We start from the raw sequence: 16,262 nt of genomic DNA, 5'->3' as shown, positions 1-16,262 counted from the left end.
TCCTGCTCAGGCCGCGGCACCGGCGACCGGGACGCCGCCCTGGACGATGTGGCGGAAGCGCTTCGGTTCGGCCAGCACGCCGAGGTCGGCCAGCGGGTCTTCGTCGAGCACCAGCAGATCGGCGTGCGCTCCTGGTACCAGCGTACCGATCTTGCCCGTCAGGTTCAGCAGCTCGGCCGCGGTCGAGGTCGCGGACCGGATGACCTCCAACGGCGACTGCACCTCCCCGCGCAGCCGGAACTCGTGGTTCTGGTGCCGGTGCATCCCGCCGAGCAGATCGGTGCCGTAGACCAGCTTCACGCCGCCGCGCGCGGCCCGTTCCAGCGCCGCCATGCCCGCGCCGAGGACGTCGTCGACCTTGCGCCAGCTGCCTTCCGGCAGCCCGTGTTCGCGGCCCTCCTCCTTCAGCGCCCAGTACGTCACGAGCGTCGGCACGAGGAACGCGTCGTGTTCGGCGAACAGCTCGACACTGCGGTCGTCGAGGAGATTGCCGTGTTCGATCGAGCGGACACCGAGTTCCAGCGCGCGGTTGACGGCGCGGGCGGTGTACGCGTGCGCGGCGACGTAGCGGTTCGCCGCCTCGGCTTCCTCGACGATCGCGCGGATTTCGCCTGCGGAGTACTGGATCGAATCGATGCGGTCGGTCGGCGAGGCCACCCCGCCGGAGGCCATGATCTTGATGTGGTGCGCACCCTTGCGCAGTTCGTCGCGGGCCGCCGCGCGGACGGCGTCCACCCCGTCGGCGACCCGGCTGAGCCCGGCGCAGCACGGGTGGGCGTCCTTGACGTGGGTGCCGCGGCCACGGTCGTCGCCGTGCCCGCCGGTCTGGCTCAGCGCGCGGCCGCAGAACAACAGCCGGGGACCGCGGAACAGCCCTTCCGCCTGGGCGTCGGCGAGGCCGTAGTCGGCGCCGCAGGCGTCCCGGACCGTGGTGAAACCGCGGTCGAGCATCCCGCTCATCGTGCGGGCGCTGTGTGCGGCCACATAGGACGGTGACCACGACGGCAGCGAGGGCAGATCCGCGGTCGATGCGGTGACGTGGACGTGCGCGTCGATCAGTCCCGGCAGCACGAACGCGCCCCGCAGGTCCTCGGTCCGGACGTCGGCCGCGGCGAGGCCGGGCCCCACCTCGGCGACGCGGCCCTCGGCGCACCGCAGGTCACCCTCGGTGTACTCCCCCGTCAGCGGGTCGAGCAGCCGGGCGTTGCGCAGCAGCAACGATCCGTTCACGTGATCTCCTTTTCCTCCACAGTGGACAGTTCGGTCACTTCGTCATCTCCTTCGCGGTGGCCACCGGTGCACCGTGTTCGGTCAGTTCTTCGAGCGAGCGGCCCGCGGTGGCCAGGCCGAACACGACCACGCACACCACCCCGGCGGCGAGCACGGCCGTGGTGAGGCCGAAGACACCGGCGAACCCGAGGCTCGCCGCGGACAGGCCGATGATCGTCGGCGCCAGGATGCTGCCGAACCGGCCGAACGCGCTGGACAGGCCGGTGCCACTGGCGCGGATCCAGGTCGGGAACACTTCGGGGGTATAGGAGTACACGCCGGCGTAGGTGCCGTTGAGGAAGAACGACAGCACCGCACCGGCCAGTGTGATCGACCACGGCGCGTTCGTCCGGCTCAGCCAGAAAGCGCTCACCGCCGAGCCGGTCAGGTACAGCGCGATGGTGTGCTTGCGGTCGAGCCGTTCGGACAGCCAGGCGGCGGAGAAGTACCCCGGCACCTGGGCGAGGTAGATGATGATGGAGAACTCGAAGCTCTTGGTCACCGTGATCCCGCGATCGACCAGCAGCGTCGGGATCCACGAGAAGAAGCCGTAGTAGGAGAACGTGATCACGAACCAGACGGTCCAGATCACCGCCGTGCGGCGCGCCATCGCCGGGCTCCACAGGAACTTCAGCGCGCTGAGGAGGTTGACCTTCGGCGTCCGCGTCGCGGGCTGGGCGTCGGCGGCGGGCACCGGGGGCAGCGCGGTCCCGGTCGCCTTCTCGACGGCACGTTCCAAAGTGGACACAACATGTTCCGCCTCGGCGTCCCGTCCCTGCGCGAGCAGGAAACGCGGTGACTCGGACAGGGACCGGCGCCACCACAGCAGCAGGACGATCGGCAGCGCGGTGATCAACTGCGCGACGCGCCAGCCTTCGGGCACCGACGGCACGACGAACCGGCCGATCAGCGCCGCCGCGACGAAGCCGAAGGAGAAGAACCCGGCGAGCGCGCCCACGAACCATCCACGCCGCCTGGCGGGGACGAACTCGGCCAGGAACGGCGCGATGATCGCGCTTTCGGCGCCCCCGCCCGCACCCGCCAGTACCCGGGCACCGAGAAACACTTCGTAGTTCGGGGAAAACGCCGCGACGACCGTGAACGCCGTGTAGAAGGCCAGCGCGTACATCATGACCTTCTTGCGGCCGATGCGGTCGCCGAGCAGGCCCGCGGCGATCGCGCCGAAGAGGAAGCCGAACGGGGCGGCCGAACCGATCAGCCCCAGCTGGCCGTTGTCGAGGTGCCAAGCCGCCTTCGCGCTGGGAAGGAGGAAGGCGACGATCGCGGAGTCCATTCCGTCGAAGGTGTAGCCCAGCCCGCCGATGAGCAGCAGTTTGTAGTGGGGGCGGCTCAGCGGGAGCCGGTCCAGTCGTGCCAGCAGCGTCATGGAAAACGCCTTCCGTGTCCGGGCAACGAGACTGCGGACAACGTATACTGCATTTCCGCAAAGCTGCAATGCTCTTTGCAGAGGATCGTGGTTCGTTGCGGTCACGCGGTCGAAGGAGGTGCGTCGTGGTGGCGCGGACGAGGACCGGCGACGGTTTCGAGGCGTGGCTGCGGGACCGGCTGCCCGAACGGGGACTCCGGCCGAAATCGGCCGCGGTGCTCGAAATGCTCGTCTCCCAGCCGAGGCGGGCGTCGTTCGGTTCGACGGCCGAACTGGCGCAGCTCGCCGGGGTCAACGTCGCGACCGTGACCCGCACGGCGCAGGCGCTGGGCTTCGCCGGCTGGCCCGCGCTGCAACAGGAGCTGCGGGCGCGCTACCTGTCGTCGCTCAGCGCGCCGCAGGTCGCCGAGGAGCACCGCGGCGCCGGCTCGCCGGGCTCGGCCTCCCTGCGCCGCGACCTCGACAGTCTCGCCCTGCTCGACCGGCGGTTCGACGAGAAGGTGATCCGTGAGGTCGCCCAGGCGCTCGCCGGGGCGCGCCGCACGGTGGTGCTCGCCGACGGCAGCTATGCCGCCGTCGGAATCGCGTTCGCGCACAACGCGCGGCTCGCCGGCTACGACGTCCACGCGGTGACGGCGGGCAACGCCGAACTCGCCAACGTCGTCGCGAAGCTCACCGCCGCCGACGCACTGGTCGCGATCAGTTTCTGGCGCCTGTACGAAAGCACGGTCCGCGCCGCGAACGAGGCCAAGAGCAGGGGTGCGCGGGTGTTCGCCATCACCGACGCCGCGAGTCCCGCGCTCGCGGACGCCGCGGAACACGTCCTCATGGTGCCCGCCGAAGGGGTGACGTTCTTCCCGTCCCTGACCGCGGGAATGGCGCTGGCCCAAGCCATCGTCGCCCAGCTGGCCGCGGTCGACCCGGCCCGCACGAGCGAATCCGTCGAGGCCGCGGAGGCGATGTGGTCCCGGTTCGACCTGCTGCACCGCCGCCCCACCGGGAAGTAGTGTCCACTGTGGACGGCGGGCGCGCTCAGGAGGTGCCGAGCGTGCGGCGCGCCGCCCAGCCGAGCAGGAGCAGTTCCAGTACGGAGAAGCCGAGCAGCGCCGTGGCGCTCGGCAGCCAGACCAGCGCCACGCCGACGAGCAGGATCGGCAGCACGAGCCCGGCGTAGGCGACGAGGAACAACGCCGCGAGCGTCTCCCCTCGCGACGACGGATCGGCCAGCGCCGCGACCGTGGCCACCGACGCCCGGAACCCCAGGCCGAATCCCGCTCCGGCGACGACCGCGCTGACGAGGAACAGGGGCAGCGAAGCCGCGAAGACCGCTACCGAGAGCACGACAAGGCCCGTCATCATCGACCCGAAGCCCAGGCGCAGCTGAGTGCGCGCTCCGAGCCGGTCGAACACCACCTGTGCCAGCGCCGCCGACCCGAGCATCGCGAACGGCGCCACCCCGGAGAGCAGCCGGGAGGTCTGGTGCAGGCCGGTCGCGAGCAGCGTCGGCGCGAGCGCCATGAACAGCCCGGAAATCGCGAACGCCGCGAATGCGCCGGTCGCGGCGCCGACGAACTTCGGACGCGCCGACGCCGGTAGCGAAACCCGTTGCGGGCGGTAGGCGGGACGCTCCTCGCGGCGCTCGACCGTCTCCGGGACCAGGCTCACCACCAGGGCTTCGAGCAGCAGCACGATCAGGAAGACCACGAACGGCGTCTTCAACGGACGATCGGCGAACTGGGCGAAGAAGCCGCCGACGAGCGGGCCGACGGCCAGTCCCCCGGCGTTGACGACAGTGGCGACCAGTCCGGAGCGGCCGAGATCGGCCTCGGGCCGCGCGATCGTCCGCAGCTCCGACAGATGCGCCGTCGCCGTCGCGGTGATCGTGCCGACCCCGGCGCCGCTGATCAGGCGCGCGACGATCAGGACCGGCACGTCCCCCGAGACGAGGAACAAGGCCGCGGCCAGCGCTTCGGCCAGCAGCGCGGCGAGGATGACGCGGCGCCGCCCGAGCCAGTCGCTGACGTGTCCGGCGAGGTAAAGGCTCGCCATCACACCGACCGCGTAAGCCGCGAAGACGACCGTGACGACGAACGTCGGGAAGCCGTCCTGCCGCTGGTAAAGCGCATACAGCGGGGTGGGCAACGTCGAGAACGCCATCGCGGTGAGGAAAGCGACGGCGATGACCACGAACCCCGAGCCATGACTCACCCGCCGCACGCGAACGGGGCGGGCAGGGGTGGCGATGTCGACCATGACGGGACCTTCCGGTGTACGAACCTTTCGCCGTCCACCTTGCGCCCTTCGATTGACCAAGTCCAACGAACAATCTTTGTCTCAGTAATCGACAGTACCGATAAGATGGGCCGCATGGACAACCGGCAGCTCGCCTACTTCGTCGCGGTGGCCGAGGAGCTCAGCTTCACGCGCGCGGCACGACGGCTCTTCACCGTCCAATCCACGGTTTCGGCCGCGATCACCGCGCTGGAGACCGAACTCGGCACCAAGCTGTTCGACCGCTCGACCCGCCGGGTCGCCCTCTCCTCCGACGGCGCGCTGTTCCTCCCCGAGGCGAAAAACGCGCTGGAGGCTTTCGAACGCGCCCGCGCCGTGGTCCAGCAGACGTCCGCGGGTCTGCGAGGCAGCCTGCGGTTCGGCACGCTGAGCTCGATGGGGCGCCTGGACCTGCCCGCCGTGCTCGGCGCGTTCCACCGCAAGCACCCGCTGGTCGATATCCACGTCACCGTCTCCGTGGCCGGTTCGACCGGTCTCGCCGCCGATGTCCGGCAGGGCAGGCTCGACGCGGCGCTGGTCGGGCTGCCCAGCGCCGATCTCGCCGGGCTCCGGGCACTACCGCTCGAGAACCGGCCGTTCGTTGCGCTCCTGCCGTCCCGGCATCCGATGTCGGCGAAACGCGCGGTGACGCTGGCCGATCTGTCGGGCGAGCGTTTCATCGACACGCCAAGGGGATTCGGCAACCGCGTCGTCACCGACCGCGCCTACGACGACCTCGGCTCCCCACGCCGCGTCGCCGTGGAGGTGGCCGACATCCGCGTCATTCCCCGGTACGTCCACGCCGGACTCGGCGTCGCGATCGTGCCCGAAACCGATTCCCCGCCCGTCGAGGACATCGCCGTCCGCCCACTCTCCCCCGGCCTCGACTGGCCGCTCAGCTTCGTCACCGCCGACACGCGGCCGCCGATCCTGGCCGTGCGCACCCTGGAGGACATCCTCGCCGCCGCGTCCCGGTGATCCTAGGGTGGGGCGGTAAGTCCGTGGGGGCTCCTCGAGGGCCCCAGAGTCGTCCGGGGCGCAGACTTGCAAACTCGGTTTGTGCTGGTCAGCGGTATCCGCCATGAGCGAGACCATGATCAAACCGGGACCCCGGGCGATGGGGCCCGCCCTCATCCTCTTCACCGAACGCATAAACCAGCGATTTGCAGATGGACGACCCTAAGCGAATTGCTCGGTGATCTGAACGGAAGGGCCCCCGCCGATTTCCCGGCACCGGTCCAGTTGTTGCTACTTCTCTGTGAGATACCGGACATAATTTCGTGCTGCCCCGATCAGTTCAGGGAAATGCTTCCGGTACCGCCACATGCCGAGCACGGCCGCCGAGAACGCCACTCGTTCACGCTCTGTCGATTCCTGCCATGCTGCTATCTGGCCAGCCCATGATTCGGCCTGCTTCGGTGTGTGTCCTGCCCCGATCAGCCGGAGCACCAGAAAAGCCGAATCAGCCCACCTCGGACCAGCGCAGGACCAAGCCCAGTCGATTAGTCGAAGCCGGTCACCGATGATCACGTTGTACTGGTGAATGTCGGAGTGAATCAGCCCCGGGCCGTCCATCTGGCCGATTGCCTGGGATTCGAGTTTTAGTAGTGATACGATATTCTTCGTTTCCCAGTCGTCCAAAGTTTCCGGGGTTCCGGCCAATCGTTTCCACGGTGAAACCTTCGCCCAACGGACAGCGAGGCTATCGACGGCAACAGGACTTGGCGTCAATTCCACAGCCAGCGTCGAGACGGCATTCGCGAGCAAGGGAAGGTCGGGTGATCCTGGCGAGAAATCAGCATAGCGGCCGGTGACGTGCTCGTATCCGAGGACGAGCCAACCGTCAGTCTCGATTTCCCAGAGAACCCTAGGTGCGAGATCGGGAAGTATCCCGTTCACCTTGGCTTCGTTCCGGTGCATTCTGACCCTACGATCGCCGACCTGAATCCCTTTCAGGAAAACCGGGCCTTGCCTTGTCTCCACTGTGATGGACAGGTCCGAACTTCGACCTTTCGCCGGGTACGACGTGGCCAGGACAGACGAGCCGAGCTTTTCCGTCACGGCCGCCCTGACCGACGCCGGAAGATCCTGCCACTCGTGTTTCATGCGGACATCGTAGCGGGCGGTGGCGGCGGGTCCTCGTGACAGCCGTTGTGACACCCGGTGCAGCTCCCCACGACGCCGTGAGCACCCACCCATAACTCTTCGTCAACGTAGAAACCAGCGGCACGGATAGCTTTCACCGTGCGCCCAATCTGGTCCTGCGCCTTCACTTTGGGTGCCTTCTCGTTCTCGTCGTCGGGAACGTGATGGATGAACCGGCCGGCAATCCGGTCACAGAATTCGACGTATTCGCGCGTGTAGAGAATAAACGTGTGCCATCCGATATCGACGGTTTCGCTCGGCGCCAACGGTTCGGTAGCTTTTCCGCACGCTGCCAGGAACGCCAATGCCTGATCAACGATCCTTTCGGATTTACCAGTCGAAATTCCTTCTTTCTCGATGATTCGGTTCGCCAGCCGCCTAAATAGTACTTCGGAAACTAGGCCCTGCCCGGTCAGATGCTCGACTGCAATGGTCACGTGCTTTCCCTCTATTTCTGCGTAATCGCCCCGTAGAGCATGTTGAGTAGATCCATGCAAAATCGGTGGAAGATGAGCCACTGTCGAGCTTGGGAGACTGCGTGTTCCATGGCTACATGGAGGTCTGCCCAGGAATCGCCGGTGACGAAGAACAGCTCGTCCGATCCGTCCACAAACGACAGTGCGGGACTTCCGCCCCGGTACATGGGGATCGCGCGGACCTTGCAAGAGGCGTGGATACCAATCTCCACACGTTCACCCGTGTATTTCATGGCCACACCTCTCGACGTACACGGACACTGGCCGGGCAGGGTGCCGCGCCTACCTTGTGAGGGTGAGGATCTTCCCCGCCCGTCCGGCTGCTCGGGTGTGGCACCAGGAGCGCTGATCGAAACCTCTGGCGCCACGAGCTACAGCCGACTGCCTGAAACTTGGCGGTCAAGGGCAAGGCTGCTGTAGCGGTGAGACGTGATCAGGCCCTGTCCACATGTGGTACGCGAGACCTGATCTTGTCCCAGTGGCTCACGTTACGAGCGGGCAGCGATGCGGAGTGACAAGAAAATGGCAACCTGATCGGCGTAACCTGGCGGAACGGCCGGACAGGCGGGAGCATGTGGTCGTGGACTTGGCGGGAATCGGTGGCCGGATCGCTACAGCGCGAAAGATGGCCGGACTCACTCAGGCGGGACTTGCCGCGCGCATCAGCTACAGCAAAAGCCTGGTAACCAAGGTCGAGCGCGGCGAGGTCGAGCCAACACCCGAGTTTCTGGGGCGCGTCGCCGATGGGCTTGGAACCGACGTCGAACACTTAGCGTGGCATCGGTTCGAGTGGCAACGGCGCGGTGATCAATTGGGCGACTTGCTGACCCCGGTACGGTCCGCGCTCGACCTTCTCGACTTGCCGCCGGATTCGTCGGTTCGGCCCAGACCGCTGGCTGTGCTGCGCGCCGACGTCCGGCACGTCAACCAACTTGCGCAGGCCGCACAGTACGAACCGATGGTGGCGCTGCTGCCCGCGTTGCTGGCTGAGTTGCACTTGGCGGCTATGACGTTCACGGGCCGTGAGCAGGAAGCGGCGTGGGCACTTCTGGCGCTGACTAGCCGGTGCGGTCACTCTGTCGGCATAGCGCTAGGTGACAACACGCTCTCCGTAAGCGCCTTGAGTCGGATGGATTGGGCAGCCAAGCAAGCGGGAGACCGCGCGCCGGGATTGCGTGCTGCCCGTGAATACCTCCGCGTCACGGCCTACCTCCGACTTCGTGACTACGAAGCGTGTTGGCGACTCAATCAGTCAGGCGTGCGGCACTTGGACGGGGCGAAGGATGCTCCGGGAGCGTTCCTCGCACGGGGGCAACTCCATCTCGGTGCCTCCGTGATTGCCGCTCAGACGGGTGACCGTGACGCGATGGCGAACCACCTGGACGAGGCCGCCCGCGTCGCTGAGATCACCGGAGAGGACCCAGAAACGTTCTGGTTCGGATTCGGGCCGACCAACGTAGCTATTCACCGTGTCGTCACGCTGGGCACCATCGGGGAGCATGGCCGCGCGGTCGAAGCTGGCGCGGGCCTCCGTTTCCCGTCTGACTGGCTACCAACGCGCATCGGGCACCACCACCTGGACATGGCACGTGCCTACCGTTGGCTGAACCAACCCGACCACGCGCTACGTGAGCTTGAGCGTGCTCGGCTGGTCGCACCAGGGCAGGCGCGGCGCCACCCGATGACCCGAGACACCGTGACCGCACTTGTCCAGGCGCAGCGTCGACGTTCAGAGGCGCTGTCCGGCTACGCGTCTTGGCTTGGGCTTGAGCTGTAGCCGGGTGTCCGGGCGCCCATCGTCGACGTACGGCAGGCACCCGGTACCCGGCATTGTGGCGTGGTTCACATCTTGTCGGGTTTCAGCGGTCAGCGGGAGTTTTTCGGTTTGTGAGTCTGCCTCCTCCGACTCCCTCGGAGAGGCCCCACGGAACGATCCACTCGGATCCACAGAGGACGGTCAGCGGTTCAGGGTGACCCCGTACGCGCGGATGGCCGCGGTCAGCGGCTGGAACCACGTCACGGAGACGGTGTCGCCCGCGCCGGTCATGCCCAGCCCGGTCGCGCCGTCGTACCACGGGCCGCCGCTGTCGCCGTGATCGGCGTGGGTGTCGGTCTTCACCATGCCGCGCACCACCTGGCCGTCGCCGTAGTCGACGGTTTCGTTCAGCGCCTGCACCGAACCGCAGGTGACCTGGGTGGTGCGCCCGCTCTTGCAGATCTGCTCACCGACCGTGGCGTCGCCCGCGGCGGTGATCGGCTGCGTGGAACCGTCGTACAGGTCCACCGCGCCCGGTGCGTCCCCGGAGTCGTTGCGGATCAGGCTGTAGTCCGTCCCGGGGAACCGGGCGTCTTCCGTCGGGCCGATGCCTTCCCAGTACGGCAAACCCTGGGCACAGTGCCCGGCGTCGACGATGTAGTTCTGGCCGCCCTTGTTCGAGTTGAACCCGGCGGAGCAGACCGACTGCCCGTTGCTGATCTCGTCACCGTCGTAGATCAGCGGCTGGAAGACGCCGTGCGCGCGTTCGACCCGGACCCGGTCCCCGAACCCGCGTGCCGCGTCGAGCAGCCCCGCGGCCTCCTCGGCGGGCGCCGCGTCGGAAACGGTCAGCACGACCTGATCGGCCACCGGGTCGAGGCCGGTCGCCGTGTTCGGCACCGGGTGCAGTGCCGCCTGCACGGACGTCAGTTCCGCGGTGCCGTACCGCACCGGACGCGGGGTGGCACCCGCCGCGCGGACCGTCTCGGCCGCCCGCGCGTCGAGCACGTTGACCACGGCCGAGCCGGTGCGCGGATCCAGGTAGCCGCCCGCCGAGCGAGCACCGAGCCTGCGGTCGAGTTCCTGGACCTTCGCCGCGCCGGCACGCTGGACCGCGAGCACGTGCGCCGCGTGCGCCGGGTCGGCACCCGTGGTGGACACCAGCCGGGCGATCGCCACGGACGCCGCCGAGGGCGCGAAAGTGCCGTGCGGCGCGGCCGCCACCGGGGTTCCGGCCACGGCCGCGGTGGCACAGGCGGCGGCCAGTGGCAGCGCGGCACGGTGTCGTAGTCGTTTCATCGCAAGGATTCCTTCCGGTCGGGCGCGGCAAGGCGAGGTCCAGGTTCCTCCCACGCCATGGCGCTGAAAACCCACCTTCGTAGGGGCGTTTCCACCAGTCCACAGTGGACGATAGGCAATCCGCTGGGCTTCCCCGGACGACACTGCACGTGCCATGCTCGGGTCTCACCCTGGTGACCCGGGAGGCGCTCGTGAAGCGGTCAGCGCGGGAAAAGGTGGACCGGCGGACGATGCTCAAGGCGTCCGCCGCCGCGGCGGTGGCGATCCCTTCGGGCACCGCCGAAGCGGGCGAAATACCACCCGAAGTGCGGGAGGGAATCCGGCGAGGCCGGCGGTACCGGCTGCGGGAACTCGGCGTCGTCATCGGCGAACTGCCCACCGGCCGGTACAACGCGATCACCGACGTACCCGGCGTCGCGGTCGGCTACCGGACGGTGATCTTCGACCGGCCGGGCCCGCCGCCGAACATCGCCAGGACCGGCGTCACGGTCATCGTGCCCCGCGACGAACCCGTCTGGCGCAACCACTGTTACGCGGGAATCCACGCGCACAACGGCAACGGCGAACTGACCGGGGCGCACTGGATCGCCGAATCCGGCTGGCTGACCTCGAACATCGGCATCACCAACACCCATCAGGTCGGCATCGTCCGGGACACCCTCGTCAAGCTCGAAGCCGAGCGGAACAAGGCACTCACCTGGCGGCTGCCGGTGGTCGCCGAGACCTGGGACGGCCCGCTGAACCAGATGGACGGCTTCTGGATCACCGAAGACCACGTGCGGGCAGCGGTGGCGGACGCGAAGGGCGGCCTGCCCGCCGAGGGCAACGTCGGCGGCGGCACCGGCATGTCCTTCTTCGGTTACAAGGGCGGCAGCGGAACCTCGTCACGCCGGGTCGATCACCACGGAAACGCCTACACCGTCGGGGTTTTCGCGCAGACGAACTTCGGCAGACCCCGCGATCTCCTGGTCAAGGGCGCGCCGGTCGGGGCGGAACTGCCCCCGCCGCCGAGTCCCGCGCCGGAGAAGTCCCAGGGCTCGTGCATCGTCGTCATCGCGACCGACGCGCCCCTGCTGCCCGGCCAGTGCCGCCGGCTCGCCGAACGCGCGGGTATCGGCCTCGGCCTGGTCGGGGGTGTCGCGTCCAACGGCGACGGCGACATCTACCTCGCCTTCTCGACCGGCAACGACATCCGCCCGGGCGAGCCCGCACCGCTGCGCGAGGCCAAGGCGATCGACAACGACGAGATCGACCCGTTCTTCCACGCCGTCGTCGAAGCGACCCAGGAAGCGTTGCTCAACTCGGCCACCAAAGCCGAGCGCATGACCGGGAATCTCGGCACCCGTGAGGCATTGCCGCTGCCCGAACTCGTCGGAATCCTGCAGCGGCACCGGCTTTATCCTTGAGCCAGCATGCTTGTTCTTGCTCGAAGCAGCACTGTAACGAGCAAAATCAGGCACTTGACATGACTGGATTTGCTCGGCTTTACTCCTAGGCACGTCGGAACGAACGCCCGGCGTGAGAGGTACGCCCAGCCGGTAGGTGGCGGTAGCCACGAGTCCGGCCTGAGTCGCCAGGACGGGTACTCGTCCGAGGCGGGGTCGTGCCCACCAGCATCCCGGAGTTCACTGATGCACTTCACCCGCGTTCAGGTGCTGAGCTGTGCCGCCGCCCTCTCGGCCGTACTCGGTTGCTCCCCTTCCGCCACGGCCACCCCTTCCCCCGCCGAGGCGCACACCGTCGCGCCGCCACCGGCCGGAGCCGGATTCGACTACCAGATCGGCGGCGCCTACCAGCCGCCGTCGGGTGTCGGGGTGGTGAGCCGCGACCACGACGCCGCGCCCGCCCCCGGGCTCTACAACATCTGCTATGTAAACACTTTCCAGGCCCAGCGCGGCGCCGAGGGCAGCTGGGATCCCGACCTGCTCCTGCGCGACGCGAACGGCACCGTGGTCGTGGACAAGGACTGGAACGAGGCATTGCTGGACGTCCGCACGGACGCCAAGCGGCAGCGGATCGCCGCGAAGGTCGACGGCTGGATCGACCAGTGCGCGGCCAAGGGATATCAGGCCGTGGAGCCCGACAACTACGACAGCTTCACCCGTTCGCAGAATCTGCTGAGCGCCGACGACGCGCAGGCCTACATCCGGCTGCTTTCCGCGCACGCCCACAGCAAGGGGCTCGCGATCGCGCAGAAGAACACCTCGGAGCTTTCCGATCGACGGCAGCAGAACGGTCTGGACTTCGCCGTCGCCGAGGAATGCGGCGAGCAGAACAACTGTGGCGAGTACACCCCGGCCTTCGGCAACCACGTGATCGTCATCGAGTACACCGGCCAGGGCCTGGCCAACGCCTGCGACAAGTGGGCAGGCAGCCTGAGCGTCGTCCGGCGTGACCGGGACGTCTCCCCGCAGGGCAGCGCCAAGTACGTCCGCGAAACCTGCTGAGCGGCTCGCGCGATTTCCCTGTCCCTGCCGCATTTCCGGAGGAAACCGATGGACGTTCGTGGTTCCTCCGCGCCGTTTTCCCGGCGCGGGTTCCTCAAGGGTGTCAGCGGTCTGGCACTCGGCACCACGCTGGCGGGCTGCGCCTCGAACGCGCAAGCCGGTTCCGGCGGACCCGTCACGATCGAGCTGTGGCACGGGCAGAACGACGTCGGCCGCAAGGTCGTCGAAGAGCTGGTCGCCGACTTCCAGCACGCCCATCCCGGCATCCGGGTCGACATGGGCGGCGGCGTCCTGGCCGACGCGATGCTCCAGAAGGTGACGGCGGCACTGGCGTCCGGGTCCTATCCCGACATCGCCTACGTCTTCGGGGCGGACCTCGCCAGCGTCGCCCGCAGCCCGCAGGTGGTCGACGTGACCGACCTGGTGAACTCCGGCCCCACGCCCTGGCCGGACTACTGGACGTCCGCGCGGGACGCGGTCACGCTCAACGGCCGCGTCCGCGCCGTCCCGGCGATGCTGGACGTCCTCGCCGTGGTGTGCAACAAGACACTGTTCGCGCAGAAGGGGATCCCGCTTCCGGACGAGAACTGGACCTGGCCGGAATTCGTTGCCACCGCGCGGAAACTGAGCGATCCGCAGAACGGCACCTTCGGCACGAGCTGGCCGGGCGCGGGCGACGAGGACACCGTGTGGCGGCTGTGGCCGCTGGTGTGGGACCTCGGTGGCGAGGTGATCGGCAAGGACGGCCGGAGCATCGGGTTCGCCGGCTCCGGCGTCCGCGCACTCGAAGTGCTCCGGGATCTCGCCGCCGGCAAGAGCGTCTACATCGATCCCAAACCGGGCAGCGAACAGATGTACAAGGCGTTCGCCGCGGGGCGGATCGGCATGGTGGCCACCGGTCCCTGGCAACTGCACGACATCATCGACGCCGGAATCGACTACCACGTGGTCCCGCTCCCGACCTTCAGCCGCAGGCCCGTGACGATCTCCGGCCCGGACACCTGGACATTGTTCGACAACGGCGAGGAACGCGTGCGGGCGGCGCGGACCTTCGTGAGCTGGCTGATCCAGCCGGAGCAGGACGTGCGCTGGGACGTCGGCGCGGGCAGCCTGCCGCTGAGCCGTCGTGCCCAGGCGATGCCCGCCTGGCAGCAGAAGGCCGCGGAAACCGACGGGCTGCCGGTTTTCGCGCACGCGCTGGAAAGCGCGCGCGTGAAGCCCGTGCACCCGGCGTATCCCCAGGTTTCCCAGGCCGTCGCCACCGCCATCGTCGCCGTGCTGCTCGGCAGGAGCACGCCGGCCGAGGCCATGCGCGCCTGCGCCGAGGAAGCCAACGCCGCCCTGATCATTCCGCGCTAGGAGTTCGCACATGCCTGGATTACCGGCCCCGATCACCGTATCCCGATCCCCCGGCGACAGGCGGGGAATCCGCCGGCGACGGCGACGCGAGACAGCGTCGGCGTGGGCGTACATCTCGCCGTCGGTACTCATCATCCTCGGCCTCGGTGTCGTCCCGGTCGTCTGGTCGCTGCTGCTGTCGTTCCAGGCCGACGACCTGGTGACGCCGAGCAGGCTGGTGGGCCTGGACAACTACCACGCGCTCGCCAAGGACCCGCATTTCGCGCAGGCCGTCGGGAACACCTTGCTGTACACCGTTTTGTACGTCCCGCTCAGCATCGTGTTCGGGCTGTTGCTGGCACTGGCGCTGAACCGCCGCATCAGGTTCATCGGCCTGTACCGCACGCTGCTCTTCGTCCCGTTCATCATCTCCGCGACGGCGCAGGGGGTGTTGTTCTCCTTCATCCTCGACCCGCAGTTCGGCGTCGCCAACTCGCTGCTGCATCACCTCGGCCTTTCACCCCAGGGGTTTCTCTCCGACCCCGGGCAGGCGTTGCTGGTTCTCGTCGGGATCACGCTGTGGAGCGGGACCGGTTTCTGCGTCGTGGTCTATCTTGCCGCGCTCCAGGACGTCCCACCGTCCCTTGTGGAGGCAGCGAGACTGGACGGGGCTGGCCGCTGGCAGGTGCTGCGGCACGTGACGTTGCCCGCCATCACCCCGATGACGGTGTTCCTGCTGCTGTGGCAGGTCATCAATTCCCTGCAGGTGTTCGACCTCGTTTACGTGACGACCAAGGGCGGGCCGCTCGGCTCCACCACGGTGATCGTCTACTTCATCTGGGAGCAGGCGTTCAAGAACTTCACGGCGGGCTACGGCGCGGCCGCCGCGTACGTCCTCGCCGTCGCCTTGCTCGTGATCGCGGTGGTCGTGCGGGTGCTGCGGAGGCCGGGACGCCGTCGTGCCATGGAGGTTTCCCGATGACGGTCAAGGCTGCCCTGCCCGCGGTCGGCACGTTCGAAGCCCGCCGGTCCCGGATCCGCCCGCGGCTTCCGTTCAGCCCGTGGCACCTGCTGCTCGTGCCGCTGGCGCTGCTCTTCGCCGCTCCGCTGATCTGGCTGCTGCTCAGCTCGTTCATGAGCAACGCGGAGATCAACCGTTTCCCACCGGCGCTCTGGCCGTCCGAAATAGACTTCGGCGGTTATCGCTACGTCCTGCAGAACGCGCTTTTCCCACGCTGGTTCCTGAACTCGCTGATCGTGTCCACTGTGGCCGTCGTGGCCAACCTGCTGTTCGGGGCGCTGGGCGGGTACGCCTTCGCGCGGATGCGGTTCGCCGGGTCCCGGGTGATGCTGATGCTCATGCTCGCCACGATGGCGATCCCGTTCCAGCTGACGATGATCCCGACCTTCCTGGTGATGAAGAAGCTCGGGTTGATCGACACGCTCGGCGCGTTGATCGTGCCGTCGCTGGTCACCCCGTTCGCGGTGTTCCTGCTGCGCCAGTTCTTCCTTTCCCTGCCGAGGGAACTGGAGGAAGCCGCGTGGATCGACGGCTGTTCGCGGCTGCGCGTGCTGTTCCGGATCGTGCTGCCGCTGTCGCGGCCCGCACTGAGCACCGTCGCGGTGCTGACGTTCCTGAGCACGTGGAACGACCTGACCTGGCCGCTGATCGCCATCAACCACGACACGCAGTACACCCTGCAGCTGGGGCTCACCACGTTCCAGGGGCAGCACCACACCGAATGGGCCGCGGTCATGGCGGGCAACGTGATCACCGTCCTGCCGGTCCTGCTGGCCTTCCTCGGCGCGCAGAAGACGTTCGTCCAGTCCATCACCTCCAGCGGGCTCAAAGGCTGACTCCGCGCTACCGCACG

Annotated in this window: 15 protein-coding genes; 8 read left to right on the top strand and 7 right to left on the bottom strand. The window is 67.9% G+C overall.

Annotated features, from left to right (window positions below; genetic code table 11):
• Positions 1–6 precede the first annotated feature (6 nt).
• Together ACFW0G_RS07860 and ACFW0G_RS07855 are read right to left on the bottom strand one after the other, a co-directional pair.
• Positions 7–1,230, bottom strand: coding sequence for an amidohydrolase family protein (locus ACFW0G_RS07860; protein WP_378324083.1), 1,224 nt, complete (start codon positions 1,228–1,230; stop codon positions 7–9).
• A 34-nt stretch (positions 1,231–1,264) separates the two neighbouring features.
• Positions 1,265–2,656, bottom strand: a complete 1,392-nt coding sequence (locus ACFW0G_RS07855; RefSeq protein WP_378324082.1) for an MFS transporter — start codon at positions 2,654–2,656, stop codon at positions 1,265–1,267.
• Between the two features lie 125 nt (positions 2,657–2,781).
• Between ACFW0G_RS07855 and ACFW0G_RS07850 the strand changes: the two genes are divergently transcribed.
• Positions 2,782–3,663, top strand: a complete 882-nt coding sequence (locus ACFW0G_RS07850; protein ID WP_378324081.1) for a MurR/RpiR family transcriptional regulator — start codon at positions 2,782–2,784, stop codon at positions 3,661–3,663.
• A 25-nt stretch (positions 3,664–3,688) separates the two neighbouring features.
• Here ACFW0G_RS07850 and ACFW0G_RS07845 read toward each other — a convergent pair whose 3' ends face one another.
• Positions 3,689–4,909, bottom strand: coding sequence for an MFS transporter (locus tag ACFW0G_RS07845; protein ID WP_378324079.1), 1,221 nt, complete (start codon positions 4,907–4,909; stop codon positions 3,689–3,691).
• Between the two features lie 114 nt (positions 4,910–5,023).
• On the opposite strand from ACFW0G_RS07845, the gene ACFW0G_RS07840 reads away from it, so the two are divergent.
• Positions 5,024–5,905, top strand: a complete 882-nt coding sequence (locus tag ACFW0G_RS07840) for a LysR family transcriptional regulator (RefSeq protein ID WP_378324077.1) — start codon at positions 5,024–5,026, stop codon at positions 5,903–5,905.
• Positions 5,906–6,175: 270 nt separating this feature from the next.
• Here ACFW0G_RS07840 and ACFW0G_RS07835 read toward each other — a convergent pair whose 3' ends face one another.
• The 3 genes from ACFW0G_RS07835 to ACFW0G_RS07825 are packed head-to-tail and all read right to left on the bottom strand — an operon-like array spanning position 6,176 to position 7,781.
• Complete coding sequence (locus ACFW0G_RS07835; protein WP_378324076.1) at positions 6,176–7,033, bottom strand: phosphotransferase; 858 nt, start codon at positions 7,031–7,033, stop codon at positions 6,176–6,178.
• Positions 7,030–7,509, bottom strand: coding sequence for a glycine-rich domain-containing protein (locus tag ACFW0G_RS07830; RefSeq protein ID WP_378324075.1), 480 nt, complete (start codon positions 7,507–7,509; stop codon positions 7,030–7,032). The genes ACFW0G_RS07835 and ACFW0G_RS07830 overlap by 4 nt, the downstream gene beginning before the upstream one ends.
• An 11-nt stretch (positions 7,510–7,520) precedes the next feature.
• The gene (locus tag ACFW0G_RS07825) at positions 7,521–7,781 is read right to left on the bottom strand and encodes a hypothetical protein (protein ID WP_378324074.1); all 261 of its coding nucleotides are present in this window, start codon (positions 7,779–7,781) and stop codon (positions 7,521–7,523) included.
• A 215-nt stretch (positions 7,782–7,996) separates the two neighbouring features.
• On the opposite strand from ACFW0G_RS07825, the gene ACFW0G_RS07820 reads away from it, so the two are divergent.
• Positions 7,997–9,325: a helix-turn-helix domain-containing protein gene (locus ACFW0G_RS07820; RefSeq protein WP_378324073.1), complete on the top strand. Its 1,329-nt coding sequence runs from the start codon at positions 7,997–7,999 to the stop codon at positions 9,323–9,325.
• Between the two features lie 180 nt (positions 9,326–9,505).
• On the opposite strand, the gene ACFW0G_RS07815 is transcribed toward ACFW0G_RS07820, so the two are convergent.
• The gene (locus ACFW0G_RS07815) at positions 9,506–10,603 is read right to left on the bottom strand and encodes a S1 family peptidase (protein ID WP_378324072.1); all 1,098 of its coding nucleotides are present in this window, start codon (positions 10,601–10,603) and stop codon (positions 9,506–9,508) included.
• Between the two features lie 191 nt (positions 10,604–10,794).
• Here ACFW0G_RS07815 and ACFW0G_RS07810 point away from each other — a divergent pair, with 191 nt between their 5' ends.
• The 5 genes from ACFW0G_RS07810 (at position 10,795) to ACFW0G_RS07790 (ending at position 16,245) form a co-directional block, all read left to right on the top strand.
• Positions 10,795–12,009 carry a P1 family peptidase gene (locus ACFW0G_RS07810; protein WP_378324071.1) on the top strand — a complete coding sequence of 405 codons (1,215 nt, stop codon included), beginning with the start codon at positions 10,795–10,797 and terminating at the stop codon, positions 12,007–12,009.
• A 225-nt stretch (positions 12,010–12,234) separates the two neighbouring features.
• Positions 12,235–13,050, top strand: a complete 816-nt coding sequence (locus ACFW0G_RS07805) for an endo alpha-1,4 polygalactosaminidase (RefSeq protein WP_378324070.1) — start codon at positions 12,235–12,237, stop codon at positions 13,048–13,050.
• Between the two features lie 48 nt (positions 13,051–13,098).
• Positions 13,099–14,409, top strand: a complete 1,311-nt coding sequence (locus ACFW0G_RS07800) for an ABC transporter substrate-binding protein (RefSeq protein WP_378324068.1) — start codon at positions 13,099–13,101, stop codon at positions 14,407–14,409.
• A 10-nt stretch (positions 14,410–14,419) separates the two neighbouring features.
• A complete protein-coding gene (locus ACFW0G_RS07795) occupies positions 14,420–15,370 on the top strand; it encodes a carbohydrate ABC transporter permease (RefSeq protein ID WP_378324067.1) in 951 nt (316 codons plus the stop codon).
• Positions 15,367–16,245, top strand: coding sequence for a carbohydrate ABC transporter permease (locus ACFW0G_RS07790; protein WP_378324066.1), 879 nt, complete (start codon positions 15,367–15,369; stop codon positions 16,243–16,245). The genes ACFW0G_RS07795 and ACFW0G_RS07790 overlap by 4 nt, the downstream gene beginning before the upstream one ends.
• The last annotated feature ends 17 nt before the right edge of the window (positions 16,246–16,262 follow it).

Source organism: Amycolatopsis sp. NPDC058986 (assembly GCF_042741125.1).
Taxonomy (GTDB): Bacteria; Actinomycetota; Actinomycetes; order Mycobacteriales; family Pseudonocardiaceae; genus Amycolatopsis.
The sequence above is the reverse complement of the archived record's forward strand: the minus strand, read 5'-3'. Positions and strand labels throughout refer to the sequence as shown.